A 26,495-nucleotide genomic window follows, 5' to 3' on the forward strand; every position below is an offset into this window, starting at 1 on the left:
CACGCGCATGTCAGGTCAAACGAACCTGCGTTCCGATCTTGACCAAGGCGTAGAGTTCTTCAACGTGTTCGTTGTAAAGGCCAATACAGCCCGAAGAGCTTTGGCGGCCAATCTTGCGCGTATCGTGGGTGCCGTGCACCAGATACGCCGGCCACGTCAGATACATGGCGCGTGTTCCAAGCGGATTTCCGACCTCACCACCTTCGATGCGAACCGGAAGAGACGGGTCACGCTCTCGCATGGATGCAGTCGGTGTCCAACTGGGATTCTCGCGCTTGCGAACCACTTCGGTATAGCCCCGTTTGGTCAGGTCTTCGGACATGGGCACTGATGAAGGATAGAGGCGATAGGTGCCATCTTCGCCCCAGTAATGCACGGCACGGCTGGTGATATCAGCCAACAGGCAACCGACGCCCAGTTTTTCAAAGTGGTCTTCCCAGCGTTGCTGCGCAAAGGACGAAATGTTGCGCCGCACCGGGATTTGCGTTTCGATCGGAGGTTCGTTTTGCGGGAATGCATCCTGTGCGCGTAGCAACGCGGGTGTGGACAAGGTGGCTGCAACGCCCAACAGAGCGCTGCGGCGGGTGATAGTGCTGCCGGACATGGAAACCTCGGATACCAGATGTTTTCGATAAACTAATGAGGGCCATACTGTATTTCCATAGGCAGGCTCATCACAATTTCGCGGGTCGGTACCGCGATTTATGGATGTGGCAAGAAAGCGCTGATTTCTGATGCATCCATTGACCGGGAACAACCAGCCTTTTGGTGGAACCGGCCAACTTTGACAAATTCAAACAAAACGCCCCGGCCAGATGGCCGGGGCGTCATAGTTTGGATCAAATCCGGTTATTCCATGACAGGGATCGAGAATTCGCCGCCCTCTTTGATGCCGCTCGGCCAGCGAGCGGTGATCGTCTTCGTACGGGTGTAGAACTTGAACGCATCAGGGCCGTGCTGGTTCAGGTCGCCAAAGGCCGATTTTTTCCAACCGCCAAAGGTGTGATAGGCCAGCGGAACCGGGATCGGAACGTTCACGCCGACCATGCCGATATTGATGCGGTTGGCAAAGTCACGCGCGGTGTCGCCGTCGCGGGTGTAGATCGCGGTGCCATTGCCGTATTCGTGGTCCATGGCCAGGCCGATGGCTTCTTCATAGCTCTGCGCACGCACGGTGGACAGGACGGGACCAAAGATCTCTTTGCGGTAGATGTCCATATCCGGGGTCACGTTGTCGAACAGATGCGCGCCGACAAAGAAGCCGTCTTCATAGCCTTGCAGGCTGAAGTCGCGGCCATCGACGACCAGCTTGGCGCCCTGATCAATGCCCGACTGCACCAGGTTCAGGATGTTCTGCTTGGCAGCACCGGTGACGACCGGGCCGTAGTCCACGTCGTTGCCTGCGGTATAGGGACCAACTTTCAGGGCCTCGACACGCGGGACCAGCTTTTCGATCAGGCGGTCGGCGGTCTCATCGCCCACCGGAACCGCGACCGAGATCGCCATGCAGCGTTCGCCCGCCGCGCCGTAACCGGCACCGACGAGGGCATCGGCGGCCTGATCCATATCCGCATCGGGCATGATGATCATGTGGTTTTTGGCGCCGCCGAAGCACTGTACGCGCTTACCCTGGGCACAGCCTGTGCCATAGATGTATTCGGCGATCGGGGTCGAACCAACAAAACCAACCGATTGGATGGTGTCGTTGTAGAGGATTGCGTCGACCGCTTCCTTGTCACCATTCACGACCTGCAAGATGCCCTTGGGCAGACCGGCTTCTTCCATCAGTTCCGCCAGCATCAACGGCACGGACGGGTCACGCTCGGACGGCTTCAGGATGAAGGCGTTGCCGCAAGCGATCGCGGGGGCAAACATCCACATCGGGATCATGGCGGGGAAGTTGAACGGGGTGATGCCTGCGGTGACACCCAGGGCCTGGCGCATGGAATACATGTCGATGCCGGGGCCGGCGCTGTCGGTGAACTCACCCTTCAACATCTGGGGCGCGCCGATGCAGTATTCGACAACTTCCAAACCGCGCTGCACGTCACCGGCGGCGTCGGGCAGGGTTTTGCCGTGCTCGCGGCTCAGGGCCTCGGCCAGCTTGTCCATGTCGCGGTTCAACAGCGCCACGAACTTCATCATCACACGCGCGCGGCGCTGTGGGTTGGTCGCGGCCCATGCGGGTTGTGCGGCGGCGGCGATCTCGACCGCCTGTTCCATCTCGGCGGTGCTGGCAAGCGGGCATTTTGCCTGCACTTCGCCGGTTGCCGGGTTGTACACGTCAGCAAAGCGACCCGAGGTGCCTTTGACATGTTCGCCGTTGATGTAATGCGTCAGTTCCTGCATTGGATGTCTCCTCCGGGAAATTTGCGCACAGGATAGGCTTGCAAATTTCAATCGAACAGGGGCAAGATTTCAAAAAGGTTTTGCAAAACCGCAAGAGGGGCAGAATGGAACCGCATTGGGATGATATGAAAATCTTTCTCGCAGTCGCGAGAGAAGAAAGTTTGTCCGGGGCAGGGCGGATAATGAAGCTTGATCCGGCAACAGTCGGACGTCGAATAGCCCGACTTGAAGCGGCGTTCGAAGCCCCTTTGTTTCTAAAATCGCCGCAGGGGTATTCGCTTACCACGGCAGGTGAGCGTCTGCTGTCCCATGGTGAGCAGGCCGAAGAAGCCATGCGGGCGGCGACAGAAGCGCTGGCTGGGCCTAAGGACACGCTAGAGGGGCAAATCCGTATTGGGGCGCCAGATGGGTGCGCGAACTACCTGTTGCCACATGTCTGCGCACGGATTTCCGAGCAGAATCCGGATCTGGACATCCAGATTGTCTCGTTGCCCCGCGTGGTGAATCTTTCACGACGCGAAGCGGATATGGCCATCACTGTCAGCCCACCTTCGGCCGGGCGTTTGCTGGTGCAGAAAGTGACGGATTACAAACTGAACCTCGTGGCCTCGCGCCGTCTGCTTGCCCAGGAGACACCGGTCGAAAATTTGGATGACCTCAAGGGGCGGCGGTTCGTCGGCTATATTCCCGACATGATTTTTGACGCGGAATTGGACTATTTGAATGAACTTGGGGTCGAGCGCGTGAATCTCGCGTCAAACTCGGTTTCTGTGCAGCTGAAAATGATTGTGCAGCTTGGCGGATTTGGAATTGCGCATACGTTCGCGATGCCCTCGCACCGGCCTTTGCGCAAGGTGTTGCCCGAAGAGTTTGAGCTCACCCGCAGCTTTTACCTGGTGCGGCACCAATCGGACCAACGCAGCGAGCGCATGAACCGTTTTGCCGAGCTGTTGGTGACAGGTCTCCGCGACGAAGTGGCCACCTTGGAAGCAGCGACTTGACACCGTCACTTATTGCGGCAACGCTTTGGAATATGAAAGATTATTGCGGAGGTCCAGCGGTATGCTAGTTCGGGCAATTTTGAATTCCAAATCGGGTTCAGGTGTGGTCACTGTCAAAACCTCAACCTCGGTCGCTGACGCGGCCAAGATTTTGTCTGAAAAGCGGATCGGAACGGTGGTTGTGTCGGACGATGGTGAAACCCCGGCGGGTATCTTGTCTGAACGGGATATCGTGCGGGAATTGGCCAAAAGTGGCAGTGGTTGTCTTACACAGGCTGTAAGCACGTATATGACGTCCGAACTGGTGACGTGCACCAGCGATTCGAGTGTTCAAGATGTGCTGGCTCAGATGACTGAAGGACGCTTTCGTCACATGCCGGTGGTCGAAGACGGCAAACTGATTGGGATCGTGACCCTTGGCGATGCAGTCAAGGCGCAATTGGCCGAGGTTGCCATGGAAAAAGACGCACTTGCCGGCATGATCATGGGGCATTGATAACCTGCTCTTGAACCAGCTGCGCACATATGTTTGCGTGCGCAGCATAATGCCTCAAAGTGGAGACAATCATGCGCGTCGGCTTGTATCCGGGAACATTTGACCCGATCACCCTTGGCCATGTGGACATTATTCGCCGCGCTGCAGCGCTCGTGGACAAGCTGGTTATCGGCGTGGCGATCAACAGGGACAAGGGCCCCTTGTTTTCGCTCGAAGAGCGGGTGGCCATGATCGAAGCGGAATGTGAGAAGCTGTCTCAGCAGACCGGAACCGAAATCGTTGCCCATCCGTTCGAAAACCTGTTGATCAACTGTGCCCATGATGTCGGGGCGCAGATCATTGTGCGCGGCCTGCGGGCCGTCGCGGATTTCGAATATGAATTCCAGATGGTGGGTATGAACCGGGCGCTCGATGATTCGGTTGAAACCGTCTTTTTGATGGCCGAGGCCAAGCATCAGGCGATCGCGTCCAAGTTGGTCAAGGAAATAGCACGCTTGGGTGGGGATGTATCCAAGTTCGTGACACCGCAGGTGCATCAGGCCCTGACCACGCGACTGCGCTAAAGTTCCCCCCTCGGTTTTGAAAGCTGCGTCTGGCGTGATAGCGTAGACGCAGTTTCTCGTCGGGGGTGTGGCAGTGCGAAGTGATGTATCCTGTGGGTGCGCTTTCTGATGAGCATTCGCGTCAGAACATTGATCTTGGTCGGAAGTGTTCTGATCGCATCGACGATCATCCTGTATCAGGTTGTTGCCCATATTCAGATGGCCAGCTACCGCGAACTTGAAAGTGTCAGCGCGGAACGAGACCTCGAACGGGTCAAGAGCATCATTCTGTCGGATCTCGACGATCTGGGGTTCATCACGTCCGACTATGGATCATGGGATCAGACCTATGATTTTGTCTCGGGCCTCAGACCGGATTACCCGGAAGAAAACTTTTCCCTGCTGACGTTGACAGATTTACAGTGGAATTTTGTGGTTATCGTAAACCGTACTGGAGCCGTTGAATTTTCCGAAGGTGTCAACTTGTCGAATGGCAGACGTCTCGTGGTTCCAGATGAATTGTTCACCTACCTCAATCCCGGCGGACGCCTGTTGGCGGGCCAAGAAGACGCCGAAGATGTAAACGGGTTCTTGCAGGTCAACGACCGTATGGTCTTTGGGTCGGTGGCTCCAATACTGCGAAGTGACGACAGTGGTCCTAAAGTGGGCTATCTTTTGATCGGACGGTATTTGGACCGCAACAAACGCGCCGATTTGGCCAATCGCATGCAGTTGGACATGTCATTCCACTGGCGCGGGCCGAATGGGTTTCCGGAACAGAGCCGACCGATTGTCACCCAAATTATGGAGACGTCCAAAGGGTCGATGTTCGACACGGACAACCCATTGAAATTCTTGGAGTACGCGGATGAAAAGATGCTGCAAGGGCGTGTGCTGTTTGCAGATCCGGATGGACGGCCCATCATGTTGGCTACTGCGTCGATCCCCCGAACGATTTATCAGGCGGGTAAGCAAAGTCTGAATGTTCTGGTAATGGCATTGGCTGCCGCAGGGGCGTTGCTGATCGTGACGGTCCTTGTCCTGCTTGATCGGACTGTTCTGCGCCGATTGGCGGTGTTGGGTCGGGATGTCTCCAGGATCGGAGATGCGCAGGATTTCGGTTTACGTGTTGCCTCGACGGGTTCTGATGAATTCTCGCGTGTTGGGCAATCTGTGAATTGGATGTTGGAGCAATTGGAAGCCAGCAATCGAAAATTGGAAGAGGAACATGAGCGCGCTGAAGGCCTGTTGTTGAACATCCTGCCGGAACCTATCGCCGCACGGTTGAAAACCAACCCAAAATCCATTGCTCAAAGCTATGATGAGGTCTCGATCCTGTTTGCGGATATCGTCGGTTTCACGGAACTGTCGGCAGGCATGCCTGCGGCGGACTTGGTTGATATCCTCAATGGGTTGTTCAGCCGGTTCGATGATCTGGCGTTGCAGATGGGTTTGGAAAAGATCAAGACCATCGGCGACGCGTATATGGTTGTTTCCGGACTGCCAGAGCCGGACGCGCACCACGCTGACAAGCTGGCGGATATGGCGTTGAAAATGATGGAAATCACTCGGACCTTTTCTCGGGAACGGGGGTTGGACCTGTCGCTCAGGGTGGGGATCAACAGTGGCGTTGTCGTTGCCGGTGTCATCGGAAAGAACAAGTTCATCTATGATCTGTGGGGGGACGCCGTGAACTTGGCCAGCAGGATGGAGTCTTCGGCGGAAACTGGGGCGATTCAGATGACCAAGGCGACACGAGATCGATTGTCCTACCGCTTTGACGTCGTCGAACGCGGGGAGGTGGATATCAAGGGGCGCGGATTGATGAAAACCTACGTGCTAGCAGGTATGATCGATTTGGGTGGGATAGAGCACTAGGGTTCTGACCCTAGCGCCAGAACGCCAACCACTCGAGGAATTCATAGAACTTCTTGCCCAGGAAATAGACGTGCTCGGTTCCGAAAAGGGTCATGTCGAGCATCAACCCTCCGAGAATGAACACCCCAAGCCAAATGGCGATCTGATTGGTCATGTCATCCCCGGACAATAAAAAACGCCCGCCCAGATAACCTGAGCGGACGTTTTATTTCAAGAGGTTCAGCTGTTTAGCTCAGCTTGCCCATAGCAACAGCCACATCGGTCATACGCACCGAGAAGCCCCATTCGTTGTCGTACCAGGCCAATACACGGACCAGGCGGTCGCCGACGATGCGGGTCTGATCGGGGGCAAAGATCGAGCTTTCGGGCGAGTGGTTGAAGTCGGTCGAGACCAGCGGTGCGGGCTCATAACCCAGGACACCCTTCATGGCACCCTCGGCGGCGGCGCGGGCCGCTTCGTTCACCTCTTCGACGGTCACATCGCGCGCCGCGCGGAACGTCAGGTCCACGGCTGAAACGTTGGGTGTCGGCACTCGGATCGCAGAGCCATCAAGACGACCCTTGAGGTTCGGCAGTACCTCGCCAAGCGCCTTGGCGGCACCGGTCGAGGTCGGAATCATCGACATCGCAGCGGCACGGGCGCGGTACAGGTCCTTGTGGCGGCGGTCGAGTGTGGGCTGGTCACCGGTGTAGGCATGGATGGTGGTCATGATGCCGTGCTCGATGCCGACAGCCTCGTCCAGGACCTTGGCAATCGGGGCCAGGCAGTTGGTGGTGCACGACCCGTTCGACACCATCTTGTCATCCGCGGTCAGTTCACCGTCGTTGACGCCGAACACGATGGTCTTGTCGACGTTCTTGCCGGGCGCCGACAGCAGAACCTTTTTGGCACCGCGATCGAGGTGCGCGTTGGCTTTGGTGCCATCGTTGAATTTGCCGGTGCATTCCAGCACGACGTCACAGCCGTCCCAGTCGAGCTCATTCATGTCGTAGGTCGAGAACATCTGCATGTCGCCACGGCCCAGGTTCATGGTGCCATCGCCGATGGTGACCTCGCCGGGGAAGCGGCCATGCACGCTGTCGTATTTGATCAGGTGGGCAGCAGTTTCCAGCGGGCCGGTCGCGTTGACCTTGATCACTTCGATATCGTCGCGGGCGGATGCGGCGATGTGGGACAGGGTGCAGCGGCCGATGCGGCCAAAACCGTTGATGCCAACCTTGATGGTCATTTTGCGACTCCGAACATGTGCAATTGCCTCGCCATATAGACGCCCTGAAGGCTTGCAGAAAGGGCAAAAGCGCCGCATTTTTAGTGTGTTAGCGCAAACTTCAGGCGGTTGCGCTAACGCTTGCGCCACGCGTGGGATCGTTTAGGGTGCAGCTGCGACAGATCAAGGTGAAAGGTGTCCTTATGAGCGGTCTTCTGGCGTTGTTGGATGATGTGGCGGGTATCGCCAAGGTTGCAGCCGCGTCGGTGGATGACGTGGCTGCTCAGGCGCTCAAGGCTGGAACCAAGGCAGCAGGCGCCGTGATCGATGATGCCGCAGTGACGCCCAAGTATCTGCACGGCTTCTCGGCCGCGCGGGAATTGCCGGTTGTGTGGAAGATCGCCAAAGGGTCGTTCAAGAACAAGCTGCTGTTTCTGTTGCCCGCCGCGCTTCTTCTCAGCAGCTTTGCCCCTTGGGCCATTGCTCCGCTTTTGATGCTTGGAGGTGGGTATCTGTGTTTTGAAGGCGCCGAGAAAATCTATCATGTGCTCGCCCCGCATGACGACAGCCATGTGTTCAAAGAGGACGCGCCGGGGGACCCTGCGCATCTGGAAGAACAGAAGGCAGCCGGTGCCATCAAGACCGACTTTATCCTGTCGGCCGAGATCATGACCATTGCCCTGGCCGCCATTCCGCCCAGCAACATTTGGATGGAGGCGGCTACGCTGGCCTTGGTCGGGGTCGGGATCACGGTTGCCGTCTATGGCGCGGTGGCGCTGATCGTAAAGGCTGACGATGTTGGACTGTACGCGGCTCAGAACGGTAACTTCGCTTTGACGCGCGCGCTTGGTCGCGGTCTTGTCAGGGCAATGCCGGGCTTCATGAAGCTTTTGACCATCGTTGGCACAGCGGCGATGCTTTGGGTCGGTGGATCGATCATCGTGCATGGGCTGGAAGAGATGGGATACGGATGGTTGGGTCATCACATCCATGATTGGGCCTATACGATAGGTCACATGGTGCCCGAGGCCTGGTCTGGTTTTGTCAAATGGTTCGCAAAGGCCACGATGGATGGTGTTCTTGGGCTTGCGATCGGCTTTGCTCTGATACCGGTGGCAACCAAAGTTCTGGCGCCAATTGCTGACGCATTGGGGGCGATGCTCAAGCGGAGCTGACCTGAACATTCGTATAATTTCCTTGCGTTGAACGTCGTTTCACCTGTCAAGTCCCTTTGCATTGCAAGAAAAGGGATTTGAGAATAATGGCACGGATTTTCGCGGCGCCGACGACGAGAGTGATCAACCAGCAAAACAAGAACGACGAAAAAATCTGGGCGCTTGATCTGCAAACCGTGATCAACAAGGCGCAACCAGGGGATGTCATTGAATTGGTTCCGGGCGATTATGTGGCGCCCGTCGTCATTGCTGTGTCCGGCAAGAAGGACAAACCAATCACCATTCGGGGCCCAAAGGACGGCGTCGCTAGAATGGAAGGCGGCCGAACGCGCGAGCAGGGGCGATCTGGCGGAATGAAGCCCACTGACGGAGATTTCGCCTTTATCAAGATTTTTCATGCCGAACACATTCGGATCGAAGGGTTGGAGTTCGACAATTGCTGGCCCAGCTCCATTTTTGTGCGATCGGCCCAGAACATAGAAATCCGCAATTGCAGCGGTCGCGGCTCTCGGTACTTTTGCTACGCCCGGCAAACCGCGCGCCGTGATACCAAGGGGATCACACTTGATGGGGTCAAGTGGGTGCAGGACCGGCATTTCGAGATGTGGACAGGCAAGGTCACCTGGAAAGAGGTCAAAGCCAAGCCTAACCAAATCGACAACAGTTTCTTCAACGGTGCGATGTTCGGTTCGTTCGACATCAAGGGTGATGTCATCATTCGCAATTGCGAGATATCTCATGCATTCAACGCGATCCGGATGGATATTCGAGAAAAGCATATCAAGGGCACGGCGGAGAACCCTCGGATCAGCCGCAACCGCCATGTTCGAATTCACAACAACAAGTTTTCGTTCATCCGCGATAATGCGGTTGAACCTGAAAAAGGGGCCGAGGATTGGGCAATCTACAACAACCACTTTTTCAATTGTCATGCTGCGATGTCTTTGGATGGGGTGGCGATCCGCGACTACCTGATCATCGGCAATTGGTTTTTGAACACCCAACGCCCCGGCGGACGCCCCAAGCAAAAGAACACAGGCGGTAAGATATTCAAATTCCTGGCTCCGCCGGAACTGACCGACAATATGGAACCTGCTCCGCGAAAAGGGTTGTGGTCGGTCTTCAATTCTGTCCAGGCGCGCACAAATTACGCAGTCGAAGGACGATCTGCGCAATGGTCGGATCGCTATACATTGATGGGGCTCTATCCCAAAGAGCACCCGGTTGAGCCTGCACCACTGCAGCAGGTGTTCGAGCTTATGACCTGGACTGACGGCATGGAGGTGGCGGATATGGTGACCAACGAGCCCTGTTTTCCCCGAAAGTATGTATCCGAAGGGGCCAAAATTTCGGGGCAAGGTGTGAGCGAGGCAGTGTTCGATGTCGTCCCCTTTGACCTTGACCCGAATGCGCCGTTGGGCGGGTGGAATGGTGAATTGAAACGCACAAAGAAGGTGAATGAATTTTCCTCTGAAGCGTTCAAGATCAAGCGGCGGATGGGCAAAACACTGACGTTCCGAACAGGGTTATCCTTTGGTGCAAGCGACATTGCACACTTGGGACTCAAAGAAATCTGACGCGAGGTTATGGCTGGTTCTATGGGGCGCGCCCGATAAGGTTCGACGACCAACCTTGCGGAGACGATGGCATGAACGACCTTACCTTTGGAGAGATCCTGCAGACGGCAGAGGACACCCCTGAGGGCGTGCGTTTTGCTGTGACCGAGAACTGGAAGCAGGGGCGGACGGCCTATGGTGGGTTCACAGCGGGTCTGCTGTTGGCTGCTGCGCGCCAGGTGAAGGCGGATCTGCCACCGCTGCGTTCAACGCTGATCAATTTTACCGGCCCGGTTATCAGTTCACCCACTTTGACCGCGCGTATTCTGCGTCAAGGGCGCAATGTCACCACGGTGCAGGTGGAGGCGTTCTGTGAAGGAAAGTTATGCGCGCAGGGCACGTTTTCTTTCGGATCGGGGCAAGAGAGCCATGTCAACCAGGACCTTGCGGCGCCGCAAGCACCTGCTCCGGACGAAGTCGAAGATTTTTTGCCGCCAAACATCCCGCTACCGATCAATTTCTTCAAGAACTTTGACGCAAAACTTATCGAAGGACATCGGCCCTTTAGCGGTGCTGATCGTGGCTTTATTCGTGCTTGGGTGCGGCACAAGGATGAAACCGTCCGCCAGACACCTGAGGGTTTGATGAGCCTTGCGGATGTGCTGCCGCCTGCCGTGTTTTCCAAGGCTCGCAAACTGGGGCCGAACTCGTCGATGAACTGGATTTGCAATTTTTTGAGCGATGACCTCACCAGCCATGACGGGTGGTGGATGATGGAGACCGATCTGACCGCAGCACGTGATGGCTATAGCTCGCAAGTGATGCGGATGTGGAACGCCAAAGGGCAGTTGGTGGTCGATGGCATGCAATCGGTCGTGATCTTTGTCTAGAAACACCAGTCACATACGGACCTAATTTCTTTCAAAGAAATTGGTACAGAAATTTTGAAAATTTCTGCCACCGAGAGGTGGAGAGGGCAAAAAGGGCGGTCGATGACCGCCCTTTCAACTTCTTTCAAAGGGACCAGGTTTAACCGATCAACTCTTTGACCTTTGCAACCGTTGCCTCGGCGGTGATTCCGAACTTTTCATACAGTTCGTCTGCCGGTGCCGACGCACCAAACGAGGTCATGCCGATGAAACCTGCCTTGGCTTCCCGGCCACGCTCGCCCAGCAACCAGCGGTCCCAACCGCCGTCGCGTACAGCCGCCTCGATGCCGACGCGCACGGCGCCTGCGGGCAGGACGCGCTTGCGATAAGCTTCGTCCTGCTGCGCGAAGAGCTCCATGCAGGGCATGGAGACGACGCGGGTGCCGATGCCCATCGCTTCCAGCTTGGCCTTTGCTTCCATCGCAATGGCAACCTCGGAACCGGTTGCGATCAGGATCGCCTGACGTTTGCCCTCGGCTTCGGCCAGAACATACGCGCCCTGCGCAGTCAGGTTCTTGGTCTTGTGCTGAGTGCGCACTGTGGGCAGCCCCTGGCGGGTCAGCGATAGGACCGAAGGCGTTTCCTTGGCGCTCAGCGCGATTTCCCAGGCCTCAGCCGTTTCAACCGTATCCGCAGGACGGAACACATAGGTGTTCGGCGTGGCACGGCTGATCGCGAGATGCTCGACTGGCTGGTGCGTCGGGCCGTCTTCGCCCAGGCCGATGCTGTCGTGGGTCATGACAAAGACCGTGGGGATCTTCATCAACGCGGCCAGACGCATCGCAGGGCGGGCATAGTCGGTGAAGCACATGAAGGTGCCGCCATAGGGGCGGATGCCACCGTGCAGCGCCATGCCGTTCATCGCAGCAGCCATACCGTGCTCGCGGATGCCCCAATGAATGTATCGGCCCTTGCGGTTCTCGGGCAGGAAGATGCCCATATCGTCGGTCTTGGTGTTGTTCGATCCCGTAAGGTCGGCCGAACCGCCAACGGTTTCGGTCACGATCGGGTTCACGACCTTGAGCACTTCTTCCGAGCTTTTGCGGGTCGCCCACTTGGGTTGTTCTTCCGACACCTGCTTTTTCAGTGAACGGATGGCACCGGACAGTTTTTTGGGCGCTTCAAACGCATAGGCACGGCGGAATTCACCCTGCTTGCGCTCAGAGATCTGAGCAAAACGCTCTTCCCATTCCACGCGGTCCGCGGAGCCGCGTGCACCAATCGCACGCCAGGCGTCCAGAACGTCCGAGGGAACTTCGAACGCGCCGTGGGTCCAGCCATAAGCGTCCTTGGCTGCCTTGAGCTGTTCAGGATCGGTCAGGGCGCCGTGGCCCTTGGAGGTGTCCTGTGCCGCATGACCCAGAGCGATGTGGGTCTTGCAGGCGATCATGGTGGGCTTGTTCGACGATTTCGCTTTGGTCAGCGCAGCGTCGATCTCGGCGGCATTGTGGCCGTCGATCTCGATCACTTGCCAGCCCGACGCCTTGAAGCGTGCAACCTGATCGGTGCGGTCGGCGATGTCGACGGTGCCGTCAATGGTGATGTTGTTGTTGTCCCACAGGACGATCAGCTTGCTCAGCTCGTGACGACCTGCCAGGCCGATGGCCTCTTGGCTGACGCCCTCCATCAAGCAGCCGTCACCCGCGATCACATAGGTGTAGTGGTCAACGACCTTTTTGCCGTAGCGGGCGCGCTGCACCTCTTCGGCCATGGCGAAACCGACGGCGTTGGAAATGCCCTGACCCAGCGGGCCGGTGGTGGTCTCGATGCCCGAGGCCAGGAAGTTCTCTGGGTGGCCCGCAGTCAGCGCGCCCATCTGGCGGAAGTTCTTGATCTGCTCCAGCGTGATGTCCGGGTTACCGGTGAGGTACAGCAGCGAGTAGAGCAGCATCGAGCCGTGACCTGCGGACAGGATGAACCGGTCGCGGTCGGGCCAGTTCGGGGCAGATGCATCAAATTTGAGGTGCTTTTCAAACAGCACGGTTGCCACATCGGCCATACCCATGGGCATGCCAGAGTGGCCCGAGTTTGCCGCATGGATGGCATCAAGGGTCAGGGCGCGAATAGCCGCGGCCTTGGTCCAATGTTCAGGGTTCGCAGTGCGCAGCGCAGTAAGATCCACGAGAAGCTTTCCTTTGGGAGTTCGGACAAGTTGGCCGCTCAATACCACCCATCCCCCAAAGATCAAGCAGAACCGGGCGAAACTCTGCTATGCAACATAAGGAGTGTGCGCCAAGTGACTGAAACCAAAGGGGGGGTATTTTCCGTCATGTTTGGTTAGACTAAGCCTGATACCACGCAAGTCCGATTCGCATTCGGGCCCTTGTCGGGGCCGAGCGGTGGACAAGAGAACGTAAACGACAAAGCAAGGTGAGGGGCATGAGCCAGATCGAGGAATTGCAAAGCCGTATCACCGCCGCGATGGATCGCATCGGGGCTGGGGTGGACACGCTGGTTAACCAGATGGGGTCCAACGCCGATGCGGATGCCGCCCTGCAATCCGCGCTTGAAGAAGAAAAGCTCGCCAACGCTCAGCTCGAGGAGCGGCTGAAGTCCATCAAGGCAAAGCATGCGACCGAGTTGGAAGAGCTGCAGGCGTCGGCTGGCAGCGACGGGCCAGATACCGGTGAGCTTCAGGCCGAGCTTGATAGGCTCAGGGCTCAGGTGGCGGATACATCAGAGGTGGATGGGCTTAAGGCAGAACTGGCCGATGCCACCGCCAAGTTGGTCGCGGCCGAAGCGGCCAAGACCGAAGCCAATGCCGCCATCGCCGACGCGGGCGAGATCGAAAGCCTGCGTGCTGAACTGGAAGACCTGCGCGCCAAGGCCGACAACACCGAAGAAGTCGACGGGCTGCGCACTGAAATCGCGGCGCTCAAGGCGGAATTGAACAACACCGAGCGTCTGGACGAACTGAAGGCCGAGACCGAAATGCTGCGCGCCGAGCGTGTCAGTCAGGCTGAGGCCACCACGCGTCTGGACAAGGACCTGCAACGGCTACGCAAGGCCAACGATCAGCTGCGTGAGGCAAACGCCGCGTTGCGCGAAGCCAATGAGGCCGGCGTTGGCGAGCCTAGTCTGATCAATCAGGCCATGCTGGCTGAACTTGAAGCCCTGCGCGCCAGTCGAGCCACGGATGCGGCCGAAGCCAAGGCGATCCTGTCGCGGCTTGAACCGTTGTTGGCCCAAGCTGATCTGGCCGAAGGAGAGGATGAATAATGCCCGAGGTTACCATTCATATCGGCGGCCGCTCGTTCGAGGTTTCCTGCCAGGAAGGCGAAGAAAGCTATCTGCATTCAGCCGCCAAGATGCTTGACGATGAATCACAGGTTTTGTCCGATCAGATCGGGCGCATGCCCGAGGCGCGGATGCTGCTGATGGCAGGTCTGATGCTGGCCGACAAAACCGCCGCGGTCGAAGACCGCATCAAGGTGGTCGAAGACCAATTGGCTGAACGCGAGGCTGAACTGTCTCAGCTGCGCAATGCACCGGCACCTGATCCGGAACGGGTCGAGGTCGCGGTTATCCCGCCCTCGGTCACAGATACTCTAGCGGAACTTGCGGCGCGGGCCGAAGCCTTGGCGGCGGATGTCGAAGAAAAGGGCGCAGCGTCCTGAGACCAGCGCTGACCTTTCGTTTATAAAAAAATGCCGGGGGCGATGGCCTCCGGCATTTTGTGTTCAGACCTGAATGTGTAGGAAAATCAGGCGTTTGCTTCGCGAATTTTATTTGCCGCATCTTTGTCGTAACCAACGCCGTTGTCGTCAAAAAGCGTATCCAGCTCGCCCGACAGGGTCATCTCGGTGATGATGTCGCAACCACCGACAAACTCGCCTTTGACGTAGAGCTGGGGGATGGTTGGCCAGTCGGAATAGTCCTTGATGCCCTGGCGCAGCGCATCGTCGGCCAGAACGTTCACATCGGAAAAATCAACGCCCATGTAGTTCAGAACGCCAGCCACGCGCGAGGAGAACCCGCACTGCGGCATTTCCTTGGTGCCCTTCATGAACAGCACAACAGTATTGGCTTTGACGGTTTCGTCGATTTGCGCGTGGGCAGGGTTGGTGGTCTCGGTCATGGGGTTAGTCCTTTTTCCCGAAGGTGCGGTGGTATTCCGCAGCATAGGTTTCATCGTCTTTGAATGTGCGAACCGTTCTGTCAGCGGCCTGGGCGAAGCTGCCCTTGGGTTGGCCAAAGAGTGTACCAGAGCGTTCCAGAGATTGATTTTGGCGGATTGTCGCCTCGACAACGTCCAGATCAGTGGCTTCCATGCCTAGTGGTGTCTCACGGTGTTCAAGCTTCGGCTGCCGCGCGGCCAGTGGCTTGCGGGGCGCGCTGCGAAACGGATAGGTGAGGGTGCTCCAGAAAGACATGTGTCACGGTCCTTGGTGATCCTGTTGCGGTCAGTCCGGCACTTTGGTGGTCAGGGCCAAGGCGTGCAATTCGCCGTCGGGGCCGTCCATCTTGCCCTTGAGTGCGGCATAGACCGCGCGCTGTTGCTGGATGCGGTTCTTGCCGCGAAAGCTCTCGTCCACGACCATCGCTGCCATGTGAACACCGTCGTTGCCGCCGACCTGAATCTCTGCATCCGGAAAGGACTGGCGCAGCAGTTCTTCGATCTCATGGGCTGTCATTGGCATTAGGGAGGTCCTTCGTGTGTTGCTCTTGGCAGAAATGTAGGGCGACGGGTCAGGGCGCGCAAGTGGGCGTGGCCCGTCTCAGGGGAAAGCCCTGCACCCTCGAAGGAGAACAGGGCTTGCCGTATTTGGAACGTATAGACGCGTTAGGTCAGGCGACCGCAGCGGCAAAGCTGCTCCGGAACACCTCGGTCAGTTCCGTCAGTGGCGCTTCGGAGTTGCCGATCTTGACGCTGTCGCCAGTGAAACGGCCAACGGAAGTCACTGGAACGCCAACCTGACCGGCGGCGATCATCAGCGCTTCGGCCTGATCAAAGTTGCAGGCCACCAGATAGCGCGCCTGATCTTCGCCGAACAGGATCTCGGTCGGGGCATCGTCAAGCTGTACGCCAACACCGGCAGCTTCGGCCAGCTCGAACGCGGCCAGCGCCAGGCCACCATCGCCCAGGTCGGTGCAGGCTTTGATCATCTCGCGATTTTCGCGGATGAAGTCACCGTTGCGGGCCTCGGCGGCCAGATCAACGGCAGGTGCGTCGCCTTCCTCGCGGTTGAACACTTCGGCCAGCAGGGCGGATTGACCCAGGTGACCTTCGGTTACGCCGATCACCATGGCGATGTGACCGTCACGCACCTCGTTGCCGATGATATCGTTGGTCGAGGTCAGCAGACCAACCGCGCCGATGGTGGGTGTGGGCAGGATCGCCTGGCCGTCAGTCTCATTGTAGAGCGAAACGTTGCCCGAGACGATCGGCATGTCCAATGCGCCAACGGCGGCGCCGATACCTTGAATGGCGCCCACGAACTGGCCCATGATCTCGGGCTTTTCGGGGTTGCCAAAGTTCAGGTTGTCGGTGGTGGCCAGCGGTTTGGCCCCAACGGCGGTCAGGTTGCGATAAGCCTCGGCCACCGCCTGTTTGCCACCCTCAACCGGGTTTGCACGTACATAGCGCGGGGTCACGTCAGAGGTGAACGCCAGCACCTTGTCGGTGCCGTGAACACGCACCATACCGGCACCCAGACCGGGTGTGCGGGCGCTGTCGGCCATGACCATGGTGTCATACTGCTCATAGACCCACTGTTTGCCCGCATAGTTGGGCGAAGCGAGCAGGGCGCGCAGGCCATCGATCGGGTCGATCTGCGGGACGTCGGCCAGTTCCTCGGCCTCGGGCGTGGCAACCCATGGGCGATCGTATTCCGGCGCGGTCGATGAGAGTTTCGACAGCACGAGGTCTGCTTTGACTTCGCCTTTGTGCATGATCAGGAAGCGGTCTTCGGCGATGGTTTCACCAACGATGGCAAAATCCAGATCCCATTTTTCGAACACGGCGCGGGCTTCGGCCTCAAGCTCGGGTTTCAGAACCATCAGCATGCGTTCCTGAGATTCCGACAGCATCATCTCATAGGCTGTCATGTTCTCTTCGCGCTGCGGGACGTTTTCCAGGTCCAGACGCACGCCCAGACCACCCTTGTCGCCCATCTCTACAGCGGAACAGGTCAGGCCAGCCGCACCCATATCCTGGATCGAGATCACGGCGCCGGTCTGCATCAGTTCCAGCGTTGCCTCCATCAGGCGCTTTTCGGTGAAGGGGTCGCCAACCTGAACGGTGGGGCGTTTTTCTTCGATGGTGTCGTCAAATTCGGCCGAGGCCATGGTGGCACCGCCAACCCCGTCACGGCCGGTTTTCGCACCCAGATAGACGACGGGCATGCCGATCCCGGAGGCTGCGGAGTAGAAGATCTTGTCTGCATCAGCCAGACCAGCAGCAAATGCATTCACCAGGCAGTTGCCGTTGTAGGCGGGGTGAAAGCGAACTTCGCCACCCACACAAGGCACGCCGAAACAGTTGCCATAGCCGCCGATACCTTCGACCACACCGTTGACCAGTTGGCGGGTCTTGTGGTGGTCGGGCTCGCCAAACGACAGCGCATTCATCGAGGCAATCGGGCGCGCGCCCATGGTAAAGACATCGCGCAGGATGCCCCCCACACCAGTCGCCGCGCCCTGATAGGGTTCGATGTAGGACGGGTGGTTGTGGCTTTCCATCTTGAAGACGACGGCCTGACCGTCGCCGATGTCGACGATGCCCGCATTCTCGCCGGGGCCACAGATCACCTGCGGACCATCGGTGGGCAGGGTGCGCAGCCATTTCTTGGAGGACTTGTAGGAACAGTGCTCGTTCCACATGGCGGAAAAGATGCCGAGCTCGGTAAAGGTCGGTTCGCGCCCGATGATCTCGAGGATCATGTCGTATTCCTCGGGCTTGAGCCCATGGTTCGCGATCAGTTCGGGTGTGATGGCTGGCTCTTGCATCGTGTATCCGTATCCCCAGGGTGGCCGATATTGCGCGCCTTTTAGGGCAAGGGCGCGTCCGAGGAAAGAGCCAAGAACGCGCAGGAGGTCAGGTGAGCCGTCAGAAGCGTTGCCCGACATAGATATAGAGCTGATCTTCGCGCTCGCTGTTGCGGGAATAATCGACCGAAAAGTCGACCGGAAACTTCTTGGATACGCGGTAGCGGGCACCCAACCCGTAGGAACTGTGTGTGCCGCCAATTTTCAGGTCGTTGAATTGGGGGCCAACCATGCCAACGCCTGCGAATGCGATCGCGCCCAACCTGTCGGTGAATTGGCGACGAAACTCGATTTGGGCGGACAGGGACCGAAAATCCAAAAACTGCGTGGCCGAAAACCCGCGGAACCCGTCGGTGCCACCCAATGAGCATTGATCGAAAAAGGGCGTCGAAGTCGAAACGGCGCAGGTTGAAAGTCGCGTTGCGATGACCGCCCTTTCAAATGGCTGCATGTAGTGGGTAAAGTTGATCCATCCCTTGGAATAGTCGTCCGTAACGCCCGCCAGAGTGTAACCCCGGGTGACCTCTCCATCGACGATGAACCCCTTGCTGGGGTAGATGGTATCGTCACGGGTATCCCATTTTCCAACAAAGCCAACGTTGGCGATTTCGACGTTCAGGAACTGATTGAACGGCGGTGGAATGGGCGGCAGGCCGGGAACGGCCGGGTTGATGTCTGTGTTCAGATAGCGCAACGACAGCCCAAGGGATGCATCATGGGTGAACCCATATGACAAGCTGGCGCGGGCCAGGATCCCGCTCTGGCTGATGGGCAGGGCTGCTGCTGGTGTATATAGGTCATAGTTGACCGCGGCATTGGCAAAGAGCGTCTCAATCTGCCAGCGATTGTTGTTGAAATAGAAATTGGCCGCCAGCCCATACCCTTCGCTGCCGTTGTCCGAACGCAATGCGGCAAGGCCCAACAGGGAAGGGTCAGAGCCTTCGTCGATGTTAAAAAGATATCCTGCACCCAGAACCAATCCCGAGCCGATCGTAGGGTTCGAAAAGGGGATCGGTGCGACAACCACCGAGCCATTGCGCAAACCCAGGGTTTCTTCTTTCTGCACCTTGTCGAAATCATCGACCTGAGAGTCGAGCACACCAGTGGCATGAACCTGGCTCGACCAGCACAAAGCGCAAAATGCGGCAGCCAAATACGTCGGTTTCAAAACAGCCTCGAAGTTTATGGTGCATCTAAAATGACCCGCCCCGGCCAACACCGGGGCGGGACCGGACTTAGCGGTCGTCAGCCGGAGGCCCGGCTTGCCCTTGCTGGTTCGAGGCCTCAGAAGCTGCCGCAGCGACGGCTCTTTTCTGGTCCTCGGTGATGTTGTCATTGTCTTCCATACCCGGAATGGCAACGCGTACTTCGCGGCGGGCAAAGTCGATGCCTGCCTCGTTGAATGACGCCTTGACCCGGTTGAAGATCTCTTTGCGCAGGGTGAATTGCTTGCCCGGCTTGGCCATGAATTTACCCCGGATGATCATGCCCACATCGTCAAAGTCAAAGACACCTTGCGATTTGAACGGCTGCAGGAAGCCGTCCTTGTGAACCTCGTCTGCCATCATCTCGGCACCGATCTTCTTGAAGATCTTCTTGACCTTGTTGGGGTCGGTGTCGAAGGGCACGGTGAACTTGAGCTTCATGATCACCCAGTCGCGGCTGAAGTTCGTCAGCTTCTGAATTTCGCCATAGGGGATCGTGTGCACGGCGCCGCGGTGGTGGCGCAGCTGCATCGACCGGATCGAGATCTTCTCGACCGTGCCCATGGTGCCGCCCACATCGACGTATTCACCCACCCGGAACGCATCATCAATCAGGAAGAAGATGCCACCTACGATGTCCGCGACCAGCTTCTGGGCACCGAAACCGATGGCCAGACCCAGGATACCGGCACCAGCCAGAAGCGGCGTGATGTCGACGCCAAGCGCTCCGATGGCGAGCAGGCCAAAGATGACCGAGATGGCGACCTGAGCGCTGACCCGCAGCAGTGGCAGAACGGTGGCCAGGCGTGAGCCGCCAGCGCCGCCGCCTTCGCCAGCCTCTTCGTCAGGGCTCTGTTCGCTGGCGGTCATTTCGGCCGCCAGGCGACGGTTGATCCAGAGCGAGACAACCTCGTTCACGATATAGCCGATGGCGACGATCATCAGGAACTCGACCAGGGCGCCGGCAACGTCGTGGCCCACACCCGCAGCTGCCACGTTGCGCAGATCAATTTCCCACGCGTTGGCGATCTGCAGAACCACAAAGATGCCCGCCAGAACCCGACCAATGCGGATATAGCTGCGTTTGGTGGATTTATATGCGCGTTCGGCAATCGGACCATCGCCCATCATCGGCGGCGCCAGATGGCGCACCAGACCGCGGATCAGCGTGTCGATGGCAGGTGCCATCAGCAACCAGAACATGGTGGTGTAATGCGGGGCCGATCCCAAGAGCAACAGCAGACGACGATCGCCCGAGCCGATGATCATTTCAACAACCAGCCACATGACGGCAGACACACCAATTGCCATGTAGGGATAGGCCTTGGCCACAGCCTCGTCAAAGCGAGAACGGTCCGGATCGGTTCCGCGCATCATGTCGCTCAGACCCTCACGAGCACGCCAGGCGATGATGCCGATGTAGATGTGAACGGATGTATTCAGCCAGAAACCCAGACGGGTTTCCCCCATTGGAACGCCATTGGCTTGATTGAAGCCGACGATGAAAATGGTGAAACCACCCAGCAGGAAGAGGCCGATCAGATTGCGATGCAGGTACTTTGCCCACCGGTCGGACACGTTGACCAAACGCAGGTCAGCCCGGTTGGGGGCGAGCACAAAGCGGGAAATCGCGGCACCAAGACGCGGGATCCAGATCAGATAGAAGACCATCGGTCCTGCAAATGTCAGCTCTTCGGCTGAGAGCAAATGTGTTCCAACGAACCGCAACACCACGTAGAAGACGACCAACCCCAACAGTTCACGGCAGAACCGGCGAAACAAGAAGCCCACGGTGGACCATAGGTTACCTGCCTCTTCGCCGGTTTCTGGGCGCGCTCTTCGAAGAACCAGCCAAATTGTCAGCTTTTCAGCCGCATAACCAGCCAAAAGTGCGGCCAGAATGTAGCCGAACATCACGATCATTTCGCCGGGTGCAAATGCTGCCGAGAAGTTCGAAAAGGCTTGCAGTTGCCCCGAAACAAGGTTGGGCACCTGTTGGAGGACATGCAGCCATCCCATCACCATATTGGTTCCCAGATCGCGAATGATGGTCAGGATGCCCTTTTCAGGCGCGACTTGGGTTTGTTTTTCAGCGACTGCATCCAGCCGATCGAGCAGCAGCGCCCGAACCTGGTCATCGGACATCCGAGCGACCAGATCGTCCACTTGATCAGGTGTCAGATCTTCTGGAACAACAGGGGTGGAACTTGTCGAGCTGGACCCTGTTGAAGTTGTGGGAACTTGTGCATGCAGCGGGACAGCAAGCACACTGGTCAACACCAGTACAGCAAGCAATCGTAACATGTAGACCATGAATTTGCCCTCGAAACGGATTTTGGTTTGTTTTGCGCAGCTTACTCAACCAAGCGCCGAGTTCATAGGGCAATGTTAAGCACTTACGGCTAGTTCGAGGGGAATTTGGATAGGGATTTGCCGACTGTCATCGCGTTGAACCAAAAAAAAGGCCGAGCACTAAGCTCGGCCGAAGTCCAACAGGGAGGTATGAAGGTGACCAGCGTTTCAGCATCATCGCCTTCGAGAGTTCATTTAGGTGGCAGTTTATGAACGATCAAGGTTTTTAATGTCACGCTATTGACATTCCCGATATGCCGGGAATGCATAGCTCAGATTTTTCCTTGCTGACGCAGTTGCTTGCGGTGCGCAATGATCTCGTCCTGAACGAAATCTTTGAAGGCCGCGACCCTTTGCGAATGCCGCAACTCCTCTGGGTAGGCCAAGAATACAGGCACATCCGCAGATTCCGTTTCGGTCATCACATGCACCAGATCGGGGAAATCCTGTGTGACATAGTCAGGCAGCACACCGATCCCCAGATTGTGCAACACGCCCTGCAGAACACCGAAGTAGTTGTTCACCGTCAAAAGCGATTGCGGGTTATGCCCCATCAGCGTCTGCACCAGCAGCGCGCCGGCCCCAACCTGGGCCGCGCTTGTATTCTGGCAAATCAGTCGATGTTTTACGATGTCATCGATTCCATCTGGAATGCCGTGCTGGTTGAGATACTCGCGCGATGCGTAAAGCTGCATGCGAACGGTCATCAATCGCTTGCGGATCAGATCGGCCTGGCTTGGCTCTTTCATGCGGATGGCAACATCTGCCTCACGCATCGGCAAATCCAGCACGCGCTCTTCCAGCATCAGGTCGACTTTGAGGTCTGGGTACTTTTCATAGAGCTTGGGCAGACGCGGTGCGAGCCAAAGGGTGCCGAACCCAAAGGTTGTGGTGACGCGAAGCTCGCCAAACACTTCCTCTTCGCTGTCTCGAATGCGCGCGGCCGCAGCATCCAGCCGTTTGCTCATGGCGCTGGTGGCGTCAAATAGCAGTTCCCCTTGTTCCGTCAGAATCAGGCCGCGGGCGTGGCGGTGGAACAGCGTGGAATTCAGGGACTCCTCAAGCGCGCGGATTTGGCGACTGACGGCGGATTGCGACAGATTCAGTTTGTCTCCCGCATGCGTCAAGCTGCCTGCGTCGGCCACTGCGTGAAAAATTCTTAGTTTATCCCAGTCCATTGTCCCAACTTTCGATTTGGAGCCGACGCCCTATATCAAAGGCATGCCAATGGCCACAATCAACCGTCTTGCTGTCGCAGAAGGCAAAAAAGCCACTATACAGGTCAGTATTTGTGACCTAAAGTGAGCGATGAGAGGGGAAAATACCCTGGCAAACTAATCTGACGTGGGGAGACGTTTGATGAGTCAGCACGAAATTTCGCTGAACGACCGCTTTGACCTGAACAAGAAACAGGTCCTGCTGAACGGCACACAGGCGCTGGTGCGCTTGATGCTGATGCAAAAGGCGCGGGACGAGGCGGCAGGCCACAATACGGCAGGGCTGGTGACGGGCTATCGCGGCTCGCCTCTTGGTGCCGTCGACATGCAGATGAACCGCGCCGCCAAGCAATTGGCCGAGGCGGATGTCACGTTTCAATATGGTCTGAACGAGGATCTGGCAGCCACTGCGCTTTGGGGGTCGCAACAGGCGGGTTTGCGTGGCGACGGCAAATACGACGGCGTCTTTGGCCTTTGGTACGGAAAAGGGCCCGGTGTTGACCGGTCCGGCGACGCGATCCGGCACGCAAACATGGCAGGCACCGCCCCGTTGGGCGGTGTGGTCATGGCTATGGGCGATGACCACACCGGCGAAAGCTCGACCGTGTTGCATCAGTCGGAATGGGCCTTGATGGATGCCTATATGCCGATTGTCAGCCCTGCAGGTGTGCAGGAGATCCTGGATTACGGCCTTTATGGCATGGCGTTGTCGCGGTTTTCGGGCCTGTGGGTGGGCCTGAAGACGATGAAAGACACGATCGAGGTCACATCCGTGGTCGATGGCGACCCGAACCGGATGCAGATCGTCACGCCCGAGTTTGACATGCCCGAGGGTGGGCTGAACATCCGTCTGGTGGACGACCGCACCCCGCAAGAGGCACGGATCATCGATCACAAACGCTTTGCGGCCGAGGCATTCAGCCATGCCAACAAGATGGACAAACGTGTCTGGGGCAAAGCCGGGGCCAAGATCGGTTTTGTTGCGGCTGGCAAGAACTGGCTGGATCTGGTCCATGCCATGGCTTTGCTCAACATTGACGAGACCGAGGCCGAGCGGCTTGGGATCACGACCTATAAAGTCGGGCAGGTGTTCCCGCTGGATATGAAGGGGTTCCATGATTGGGCCGAAGGTCTCGACCTGATCGTTGTGGTCGAGGAAAAACGCAAGCTGATCGAGGTGCAGATCAAGGAGGCGATCTTTGATGACCGCCGGGGTCGGCGTGTCTGGGGTTGGCACAAAGGTGGCGGCGCGGGGTCGATGCATGGGCCCGAGCTGTTCCCGACCCGTGGTGCGCTTGATCCGATCATGATCGCCGAGAAGCTGGGCACTATCCTGATCGAAGAGGGGCACGACACGGACGGCGTTCGCGCCGGGCTGCAGGCTTTGGATGACGCGCGCCGGTCGGACAATGCGCAAGAGATCGCAGCGCGCCTGCCGTATTTCTGCTCGGGCTGCCCGCATAACACCGGGACCAAGGTGCCGGACGGCAGCCGCGCCTATGCCGGCATTGGCTGCCATTTCATGGTGCAGTGGATGGACCGCGAGACGCTTGGCTATACCCATATGGGCGGTGAAGGGGCGAACTGGATCGGCGAGGCGCCGTTTTCAACCACCGATCACGTGTTCCAGAACCTGGGCGACGGGACTTACAACCATTCGGGTGTCCAGGCGATCCGTGCTGCCTTGGCCGCCGGAACGAACATCACTTACAAGATCCTGTACAATGATGCCGTCGCGATGACGGGGGGACAGGACAACGAGGGCGGCCTGAGTGCCGAGCGCATCGTGGCCGAAGTCAAGGCAATGGGGGTTACACATGTCGCCGTGGTCTATGACGAGAAAGAAGACGTGAACTTCAAGGCGCTGCCTGCGGGCATCGAGACCCATGAGCGCGCCGAGCTGATGAACGTGCAAGAGAAGTTCCGCGAGATCGAAGGCGTCAGCGCCATCGTGTACATCCAGACCTGCGCCGCCGAAAAACGCCGCCGCCGCAAGCGGGGCACCTTCCCGGACCCGGACAAGCGCGTGTTCATCAACACCGACATCTGCGAGGGCTGCGGTGATTGCGGCGTACAGTCGAACTGTGTCTCGATCGTGCCCAAGGAAACTGAACTGGGCCGCAAGCGGGCAATTGACCAATCCAGCTGCAACAAGGATTTCTCTTGCGTCAAAGGGTTCTGTCCGTCGTTTGTCACGCTAGAGGGCGCCAAGCTGCGCAAGGAAGCCACGACTGAGATTGATTTGCCTGATCTCCCGATGCCAGAGGTGCCGACGATCAATGGCACCCACAATGTGGTGATCACGGGCGTGGGTGGTACCGGTGTCGTGACCATCGGCGCTGTTCTGGCACAGGCCGCGCAAATTGATGGCAAGGGTGCCGGTATGATGGAAATGGCCGGGCTGGCGCAAAAGGGTGGGGCGGTTCATATCCACTGTCGCCTGGCCAATGATCCCGACGACATCAGCGCCATCCGTGTAGCCACCGGTGAATGTGACGCGCTGATCGGTGGTGATCTGGTGGTCAGCGCCGGGGCCAAGACCATCGGTCTGCTGCGCAACGAGACGGCCGGTGCCGTGGTCAACTCTCATGAAATCATCACCGGGGATTTCACCCGTAACACCGAATTCCAGATCCCGTCTGACCGGCTGGAGCTGGCGCTCGAGGCACGTCTGAAAGATCGGCTCGCGCTGTTCGATGCGTCTGATCTGGCGCGCGCTGTGATGGGCGATTCCATCTTCTCGAACATGATGGTCTTTGGCGCGGCTTGGCAGCGCGGTCTGCTTCCACTCAGCCATGACGCGATCATGGCGGCCATTGAGCTGAACGGGGCTGCGGTTGAGCGCAACAAACGCGCGTTCGAAATTGGCCGTTGGGCCGTGCTGCATCCTGATCAAGTGGCCAAGGTGCTGACACCCAATGTGGTCGAGCTGCCCAAGTCACTGGACGAAAAGACTGCCTATCGCATGGATCACCTGACCGCCTATCAGAGCAAGCGATTGGCGAAACGCTATGCCAAGATGCTCGACGGGATCGAAGATGCCGAGCTGAAAGAGGCGGTGGCCTTGGGCTATCACAAGCTCTTGTCCTACAAGGATGAATACGAGGTTGCGCGCCTGCTTCTGGACAGTCGGAACAAGGCCGCGGCCGAGTTTGACGGCGACCTGAAGATGACCCTGCACCTGGCACCGCCGATCCTGGGCGGCACCGGTCCGGATGGGCGCCCCAAGAAGCGCGAGTTCGGGGAATGGATGCTTGGGCCCATGAAGCTGTTGTCGCGCATGAAAGGCCTGCGGGGCACGCCTCTCGACATCTTTGGCTATACATCCGAGCGCAAGATGGAACGCGCACTGATCCGTCAGTATGAAAAGGACATGAAAGATGCGCTGGCCAAGTTAAGCCCAGAAACCAAGGACGCAGTTTGCGCGCTTGCGCGGTTGCCCTTGGATATTCGCGGCTTTGGCCCGGTCAAAATGCAAAACGAAGCCAAGGCTGCCAAACGTCGCGAAGAGCTGCTAGCCGCGATCCGCCAGGGTGGCGCTGACCTGAAGCAGGCGGCTGAGTAATACCGTCACACTGTTGTCATGCAATCTTTGCAAAA

General features: G+C 57.9%; 22 protein-coding genes. 10 read left to right on the top strand and 12 right to left on the bottom strand.

Annotated features, from left to right (window positions below; genetic code table 11):
- Nucleotides 1–10 precede the first annotated feature (10 nt).
- A complete protein-coding gene (locus tag TRL7639_RS09740; protein WP_085795493.1) occupies nt 11–604 on the bottom strand; it encodes a L,D-transpeptidase in 594 nt (197 codons plus the stop codon).
- 245 nt (nt 605–849) lie between these two features.
- Entirely contained in the window at nt 850–2,349 is a 1,500-nt protein-coding gene (locus TRL7639_RS09745) for a CoA-acylating methylmalonate-semialdehyde dehydrogenase (protein WP_085795494.1), read from the bottom strand.
- Between the two features lie 104 nt (nt 2,350–2,453).
- Here TRL7639_RS09745 and TRL7639_RS09750 point away from each other — a divergent pair, with 104 nt between their 5' ends.
- The 4 genes from TRL7639_RS09750 to TRL7639_RS09765 all read left to right on the top strand — a co-directional run bounded on the left by TRL7639_RS09750 (nt 2,454) and on the right by TRL7639_RS09765 (nt 6,266).
- Entirely contained in the window at nt 2,454–3,350 is an 897-nt protein-coding gene (locus tag TRL7639_RS09750) for a LysR family transcriptional regulator (RefSeq protein ID WP_085795495.1), read from the top strand.
- Nucleotides 3,351–3,411: 61 nt separating this feature from the next.
- The gene (locus tag TRL7639_RS09755) at nt 3,412–3,846 is read left to right on the top strand and encodes a CBS domain-containing protein (protein WP_085795496.1); all 435 of its coding nucleotides are present in this window, start codon (nt 3,412–3,414) and stop codon (nt 3,844–3,846) included.
- A gap of 71 nt (nt 3,847–3,917) precedes the next feature.
- The gene (coaD, locus tag TRL7639_RS09760) at nt 3,918–4,409 is read left to right on the top strand and encodes a pantetheine-phosphate adenylyltransferase (RefSeq protein ID WP_085795497.1); all 492 of its coding nucleotides are present in this window, start codon (nt 3,918–3,920) and stop codon (nt 4,407–4,409) included.
- Nucleotides 4,410–4,517: 108 nt separating this feature from the next.
- Nucleotides 4,518–6,266, top strand: a complete 1,749-nt coding sequence (locus TRL7639_RS09765; protein ID WP_085795498.1) for an adenylate/guanylate cyclase domain-containing protein — start codon at nt 4,518–4,520, stop codon at nt 6,264–6,266.
- Between the two features lie 10 nt (nt 6,267–6,276).
- On the opposite strand, the gene TRL7639_RS23090 is transcribed toward TRL7639_RS09765, so the two are convergent.
- Nucleotides 6,277–6,420, bottom strand: coding sequence for a hypothetical protein (locus TRL7639_RS23090; protein ID WP_165759790.1), 144 nt, complete (start codon nt 6,418–6,420; stop codon nt 6,277–6,279).
- Nucleotides 6,421–6,493: 73 nt separating this feature from the next.
- Nucleotides 6,494–7,495, bottom strand: coding sequence for a type I glyceraldehyde-3-phosphate dehydrogenase (gap, locus tag TRL7639_RS09770; RefSeq protein WP_085795499.1), 1,002 nt, complete (start codon nt 7,493–7,495; stop codon nt 6,494–6,496).
- 182 nt (nt 7,496–7,677) lie between these two features.
- Between gap and TRL7639_RS09775 the strand changes: the two genes are divergently transcribed.
- The 3 genes from TRL7639_RS09775 (at nt 7,678) to TRL7639_RS09785 (ending at nt 11,095) form a co-directional block, all read left to right on the top strand.
- Nucleotides 7,678–8,649 (top strand): DUF808 domain-containing protein, encoded by a 972-nt coding sequence (locus TRL7639_RS09775; RefSeq protein ID WP_085795500.1) that lies wholly within the window; start codon nt 7,678–7,680, stop codon nt 8,647–8,649.
- An 86-nt stretch (nt 8,650–8,735) separates the two neighbouring features.
- Nucleotides 8,736–10,226 (top strand): right-handed parallel beta-helix repeat-containing protein, encoded by a 1,491-nt coding sequence (locus tag TRL7639_RS09780; protein ID WP_085795501.1) that lies wholly within the window; start codon nt 8,736–8,738, stop codon nt 10,224–10,226.
- A 71-nt stretch (nt 10,227–10,297) separates the two neighbouring features.
- Complete coding sequence (locus TRL7639_RS09785; RefSeq protein ID WP_085795502.1) at nt 10,298–11,095, top strand: thioesterase family protein; 798 nt, start codon at nt 10,298–10,300, stop codon at nt 11,093–11,095.
- A 139-nt stretch (nt 11,096–11,234) separates the two neighbouring features.
- Here the strand turns inward: TRL7639_RS09785 and tkt are convergent, their stop codons facing one another.
- Nucleotides 11,235–13,256, bottom strand: coding sequence for a transketolase (tkt, locus tag TRL7639_RS09790; protein WP_085795503.1), 2,022 nt, complete (start codon nt 13,254–13,256; stop codon nt 11,235–11,237).
- Nucleotides 13,257–13,513: 257 nt separating this feature from the next.
- On the opposite strand from tkt, the gene TRL7639_RS09795 reads away from it, so the two are divergent.
- On the top strand, nt 13,514–14,353 hold the full coding sequence (locus TRL7639_RS09795; protein ID WP_085795504.1) for a coiled-coil domain-containing protein: 840 nt from the start codon (nt 13,514–13,516) through the stop codon (nt 14,351–14,353).
- Nucleotides 14,353–14,751 carry a cell division protein ZapA gene (locus TRL7639_RS09800; protein WP_085795505.1) on the top strand — a complete coding sequence of 133 codons (399 nt, stop codon included), beginning with the start codon at nt 14,353–14,355 and terminating at the stop codon, nt 14,749–14,751. Before TRL7639_RS09795 ends, TRL7639_RS09800 begins: the two co-directional genes overlap by 1 nt.
- Nucleotides 14,752–14,837: 86 nt before the next feature.
- On the opposite strand, the gene grxD is transcribed toward TRL7639_RS09800, so the two are convergent.
- From grxD to TRL7639_RS09835, 7 genes are all read right to left on the bottom strand, one after another.
- Nucleotides 14,838–15,212 (bottom strand): Grx4 family monothiol glutaredoxin, encoded by a 375-nt coding sequence (gene grxD / locus TRL7639_RS09805; protein ID WP_085795506.1) that lies wholly within the window; start codon nt 15,210–15,212, stop codon nt 14,838–14,840.
- Nucleotides 15,213–15,216: 4 nt separating this feature from the next.
- Nucleotides 15,217–15,507, bottom strand: a complete 291-nt coding sequence (locus TRL7639_RS09810) for a hypothetical protein (RefSeq protein WP_085795507.1) — start codon at nt 15,505–15,507, stop codon at nt 15,217–15,219.
- A 30-nt stretch (nt 15,508–15,537) separates the two neighbouring features.
- On the bottom strand, nt 15,538–15,774 hold the full coding sequence (locus TRL7639_RS09815) for a BolA/IbaG family iron-sulfur metabolism protein (protein WP_085795508.1): 237 nt from the start codon (nt 15,772–15,774) through the stop codon (nt 15,538–15,540).
- A 148-nt stretch (nt 15,775–15,922) separates the two neighbouring features.
- The gene (gene purL / locus TRL7639_RS09820; RefSeq protein WP_085796355.1) at nt 15,923–18,082 is read right to left on the bottom strand and encodes a phosphoribosylformylglycinamidine synthase subunit PurL; all 2,160 of its coding nucleotides are present in this window, start codon (nt 18,080–18,082) and stop codon (nt 15,923–15,925) included.
- A 100-nt stretch (nt 18,083–18,182) separates the two neighbouring features.
- On the bottom strand, nt 18,183–19,253 hold the full coding sequence (locus tag TRL7639_RS09825) for a BamA/TamA family outer membrane protein (protein ID WP_235820296.1): 1,071 nt from the start codon (nt 19,251–19,253) through the stop codon (nt 18,183–18,185).
- Nucleotides 19,254–19,356: 103 nt separating this feature from the next.
- Nucleotides 19,357–21,639 carry a mechanosensitive ion channel family protein gene (locus TRL7639_RS09830; RefSeq protein ID WP_085795510.1) on the bottom strand — a complete coding sequence of 761 codons (2,283 nt, stop codon included), beginning with the start codon at nt 21,637–21,639 and terminating at the stop codon, nt 19,357–19,359.
- A 311-nt stretch (nt 21,640–21,950) separates the two neighbouring features.
- On the bottom strand, nt 21,951–22,856 hold the full coding sequence (locus tag TRL7639_RS09835; RefSeq protein WP_085795511.1) for a LysR family transcriptional regulator: 906 nt from the start codon (nt 22,854–22,856) through the stop codon (nt 21,951–21,953).
- A 181-nt stretch (nt 22,857–23,037) separates the two neighbouring features.
- Between TRL7639_RS09835 and TRL7639_RS09840 the strand changes: the two genes are divergently transcribed.
- Complete coding sequence (locus TRL7639_RS09840; RefSeq protein ID WP_085795512.1) at nt 23,038–26,460, top strand: indolepyruvate ferredoxin oxidoreductase family protein; 3,423 nt, start codon at nt 23,038–23,040, stop codon at nt 26,458–26,460.
- Nucleotides 26,461–26,495: the final 35 nt, after the last annotated feature.

The organism is Falsiruegeria litorea R37, assembly GCF_900172225.1.
Taxonomy (GTDB): domain Bacteria; phylum Pseudomonadota; class Alphaproteobacteria; order Rhodobacterales; family Rhodobacteraceae; genus Falsiruegeria; species Falsiruegeria litorea.

Excerpts from the sequence above, each read along its gene's own strand:
- TRL7639_RS09740 (WP_085795493.1), bottom strand. The coding sequence starts at position 604 with ATGTCCGGCAGCACTATCACCCGCCGCAGCGCTCTGTTGGGCGTTGCA.
- TRL7639_RS09745 (WP_085795494.1), bottom strand. The coding sequence starts at position 2,349 with ATGCAGGAACTGACGCATTACATCAACGGCGAACATGTCAAAGGCACC.
- TRL7639_RS09750 (WP_085795495.1), top strand. The coding sequence starts at position 2,454 with ATGGAACCGCATTGGGATGATATGAAAATCTTTCTCGCAGTCGCGAGA.
- TRL7639_RS09755 (WP_085795496.1), top strand. The coding sequence starts at position 3,412 with ATGCTAGTTCGGGCAATTTTGAATTCCAAATCGGGTTCAGGTGTGGTC.
- coaD (WP_085795497.1), top strand. The coding sequence starts at position 3,918 with ATGCGCGTCGGCTTGTATCCGGGAACATTTGACCCGATCACCCTTGGC.
- TRL7639_RS09765 (WP_085795498.1), top strand. The coding sequence starts at position 4,518 with ATGAGCATTCGCGTCAGAACATTGATCTTGGTCGGAAGTGTTCTGATC.
- TRL7639_RS23090 (WP_165759790.1), bottom strand. The coding sequence starts at position 6,420 with ATGACCAATCAGATCGCCATTTGGCTTGGGGTGTTCATTCTCGGAGGG.
- gap (WP_085795499.1), bottom strand. The coding sequence starts at position 7,495 with ATGACCATCAAGGTTGGCATCAACGGTTTTGGCCGCATCGGCCGCTGC.
- TRL7639_RS09775 (WP_085795500.1), top strand. The coding sequence starts at position 7,678 with ATGAGCGGTCTTCTGGCGTTGTTGGATGATGTGGCGGGTATCGCCAAG.
- TRL7639_RS09780 (WP_085795501.1), top strand. The coding sequence starts at position 8,736 with ATGGCACGGATTTTCGCGGCGCCGACGACGAGAGTGATCAACCAGCAA.
- TRL7639_RS09785 (WP_085795502.1), top strand. The coding sequence starts at position 10,298 with ATGAACGACCTTACCTTTGGAGAGATCCTGCAGACGGCAGAGGACACC.
- TRL7639_RS09795 (WP_085795504.1), top strand. The coding sequence starts at position 13,514 with ATGAGCCAGATCGAGGAATTGCAAAGCCGTATCACCGCCGCGATGGAT.
- TRL7639_RS09800 (WP_085795505.1), top strand. The coding sequence starts at position 14,353 with ATGCCCGAGGTTACCATTCATATCGGCGGCCGCTCGTTCGAGGTTTCC.
- grxD (WP_085795506.1), bottom strand. The coding sequence starts at position 15,212 with ATGACCGAGACCACCAACCCTGCCCACGCGCAAATCGACGAAACCGTC.
- TRL7639_RS09810 (WP_085795507.1), bottom strand. The coding sequence starts at position 15,507 with ATGTCTTTCTGGAGCACCCTCACCTATCCGTTTCGCAGCGCGCCCCGC.
- TRL7639_RS09815 (WP_085795508.1), bottom strand. The coding sequence starts at position 15,774 with ATGCCAATGACAGCCCATGAGATCGAAGAACTGCTGCGCCAGTCCTTT.
- purL (WP_085796355.1), bottom strand. The coding sequence starts at position 18,082 with ATGCAAGAGCCAGCCATCACACCCGAACTGATCGCGAACCATGGGCTC.
- TRL7639_RS09830 (WP_085795510.1), bottom strand. The coding sequence starts at position 21,639 with ATGGTCTACATGTTACGATTGCTTGCTGTACTGGTGTTGACCAGTGTG.
- TRL7639_RS09835 (WP_085795511.1), bottom strand. The coding sequence starts at position 22,856 with ATGGACTGGGATAAACTAAGAATTTTTCACGCAGTGGCCGACGCAGGC.
- TRL7639_RS09840 (WP_085795512.1), top strand. The coding sequence starts at position 23,038 with ATGAGTCAGCACGAAATTTCGCTGAACGACCGCTTTGACCTGAACAAG.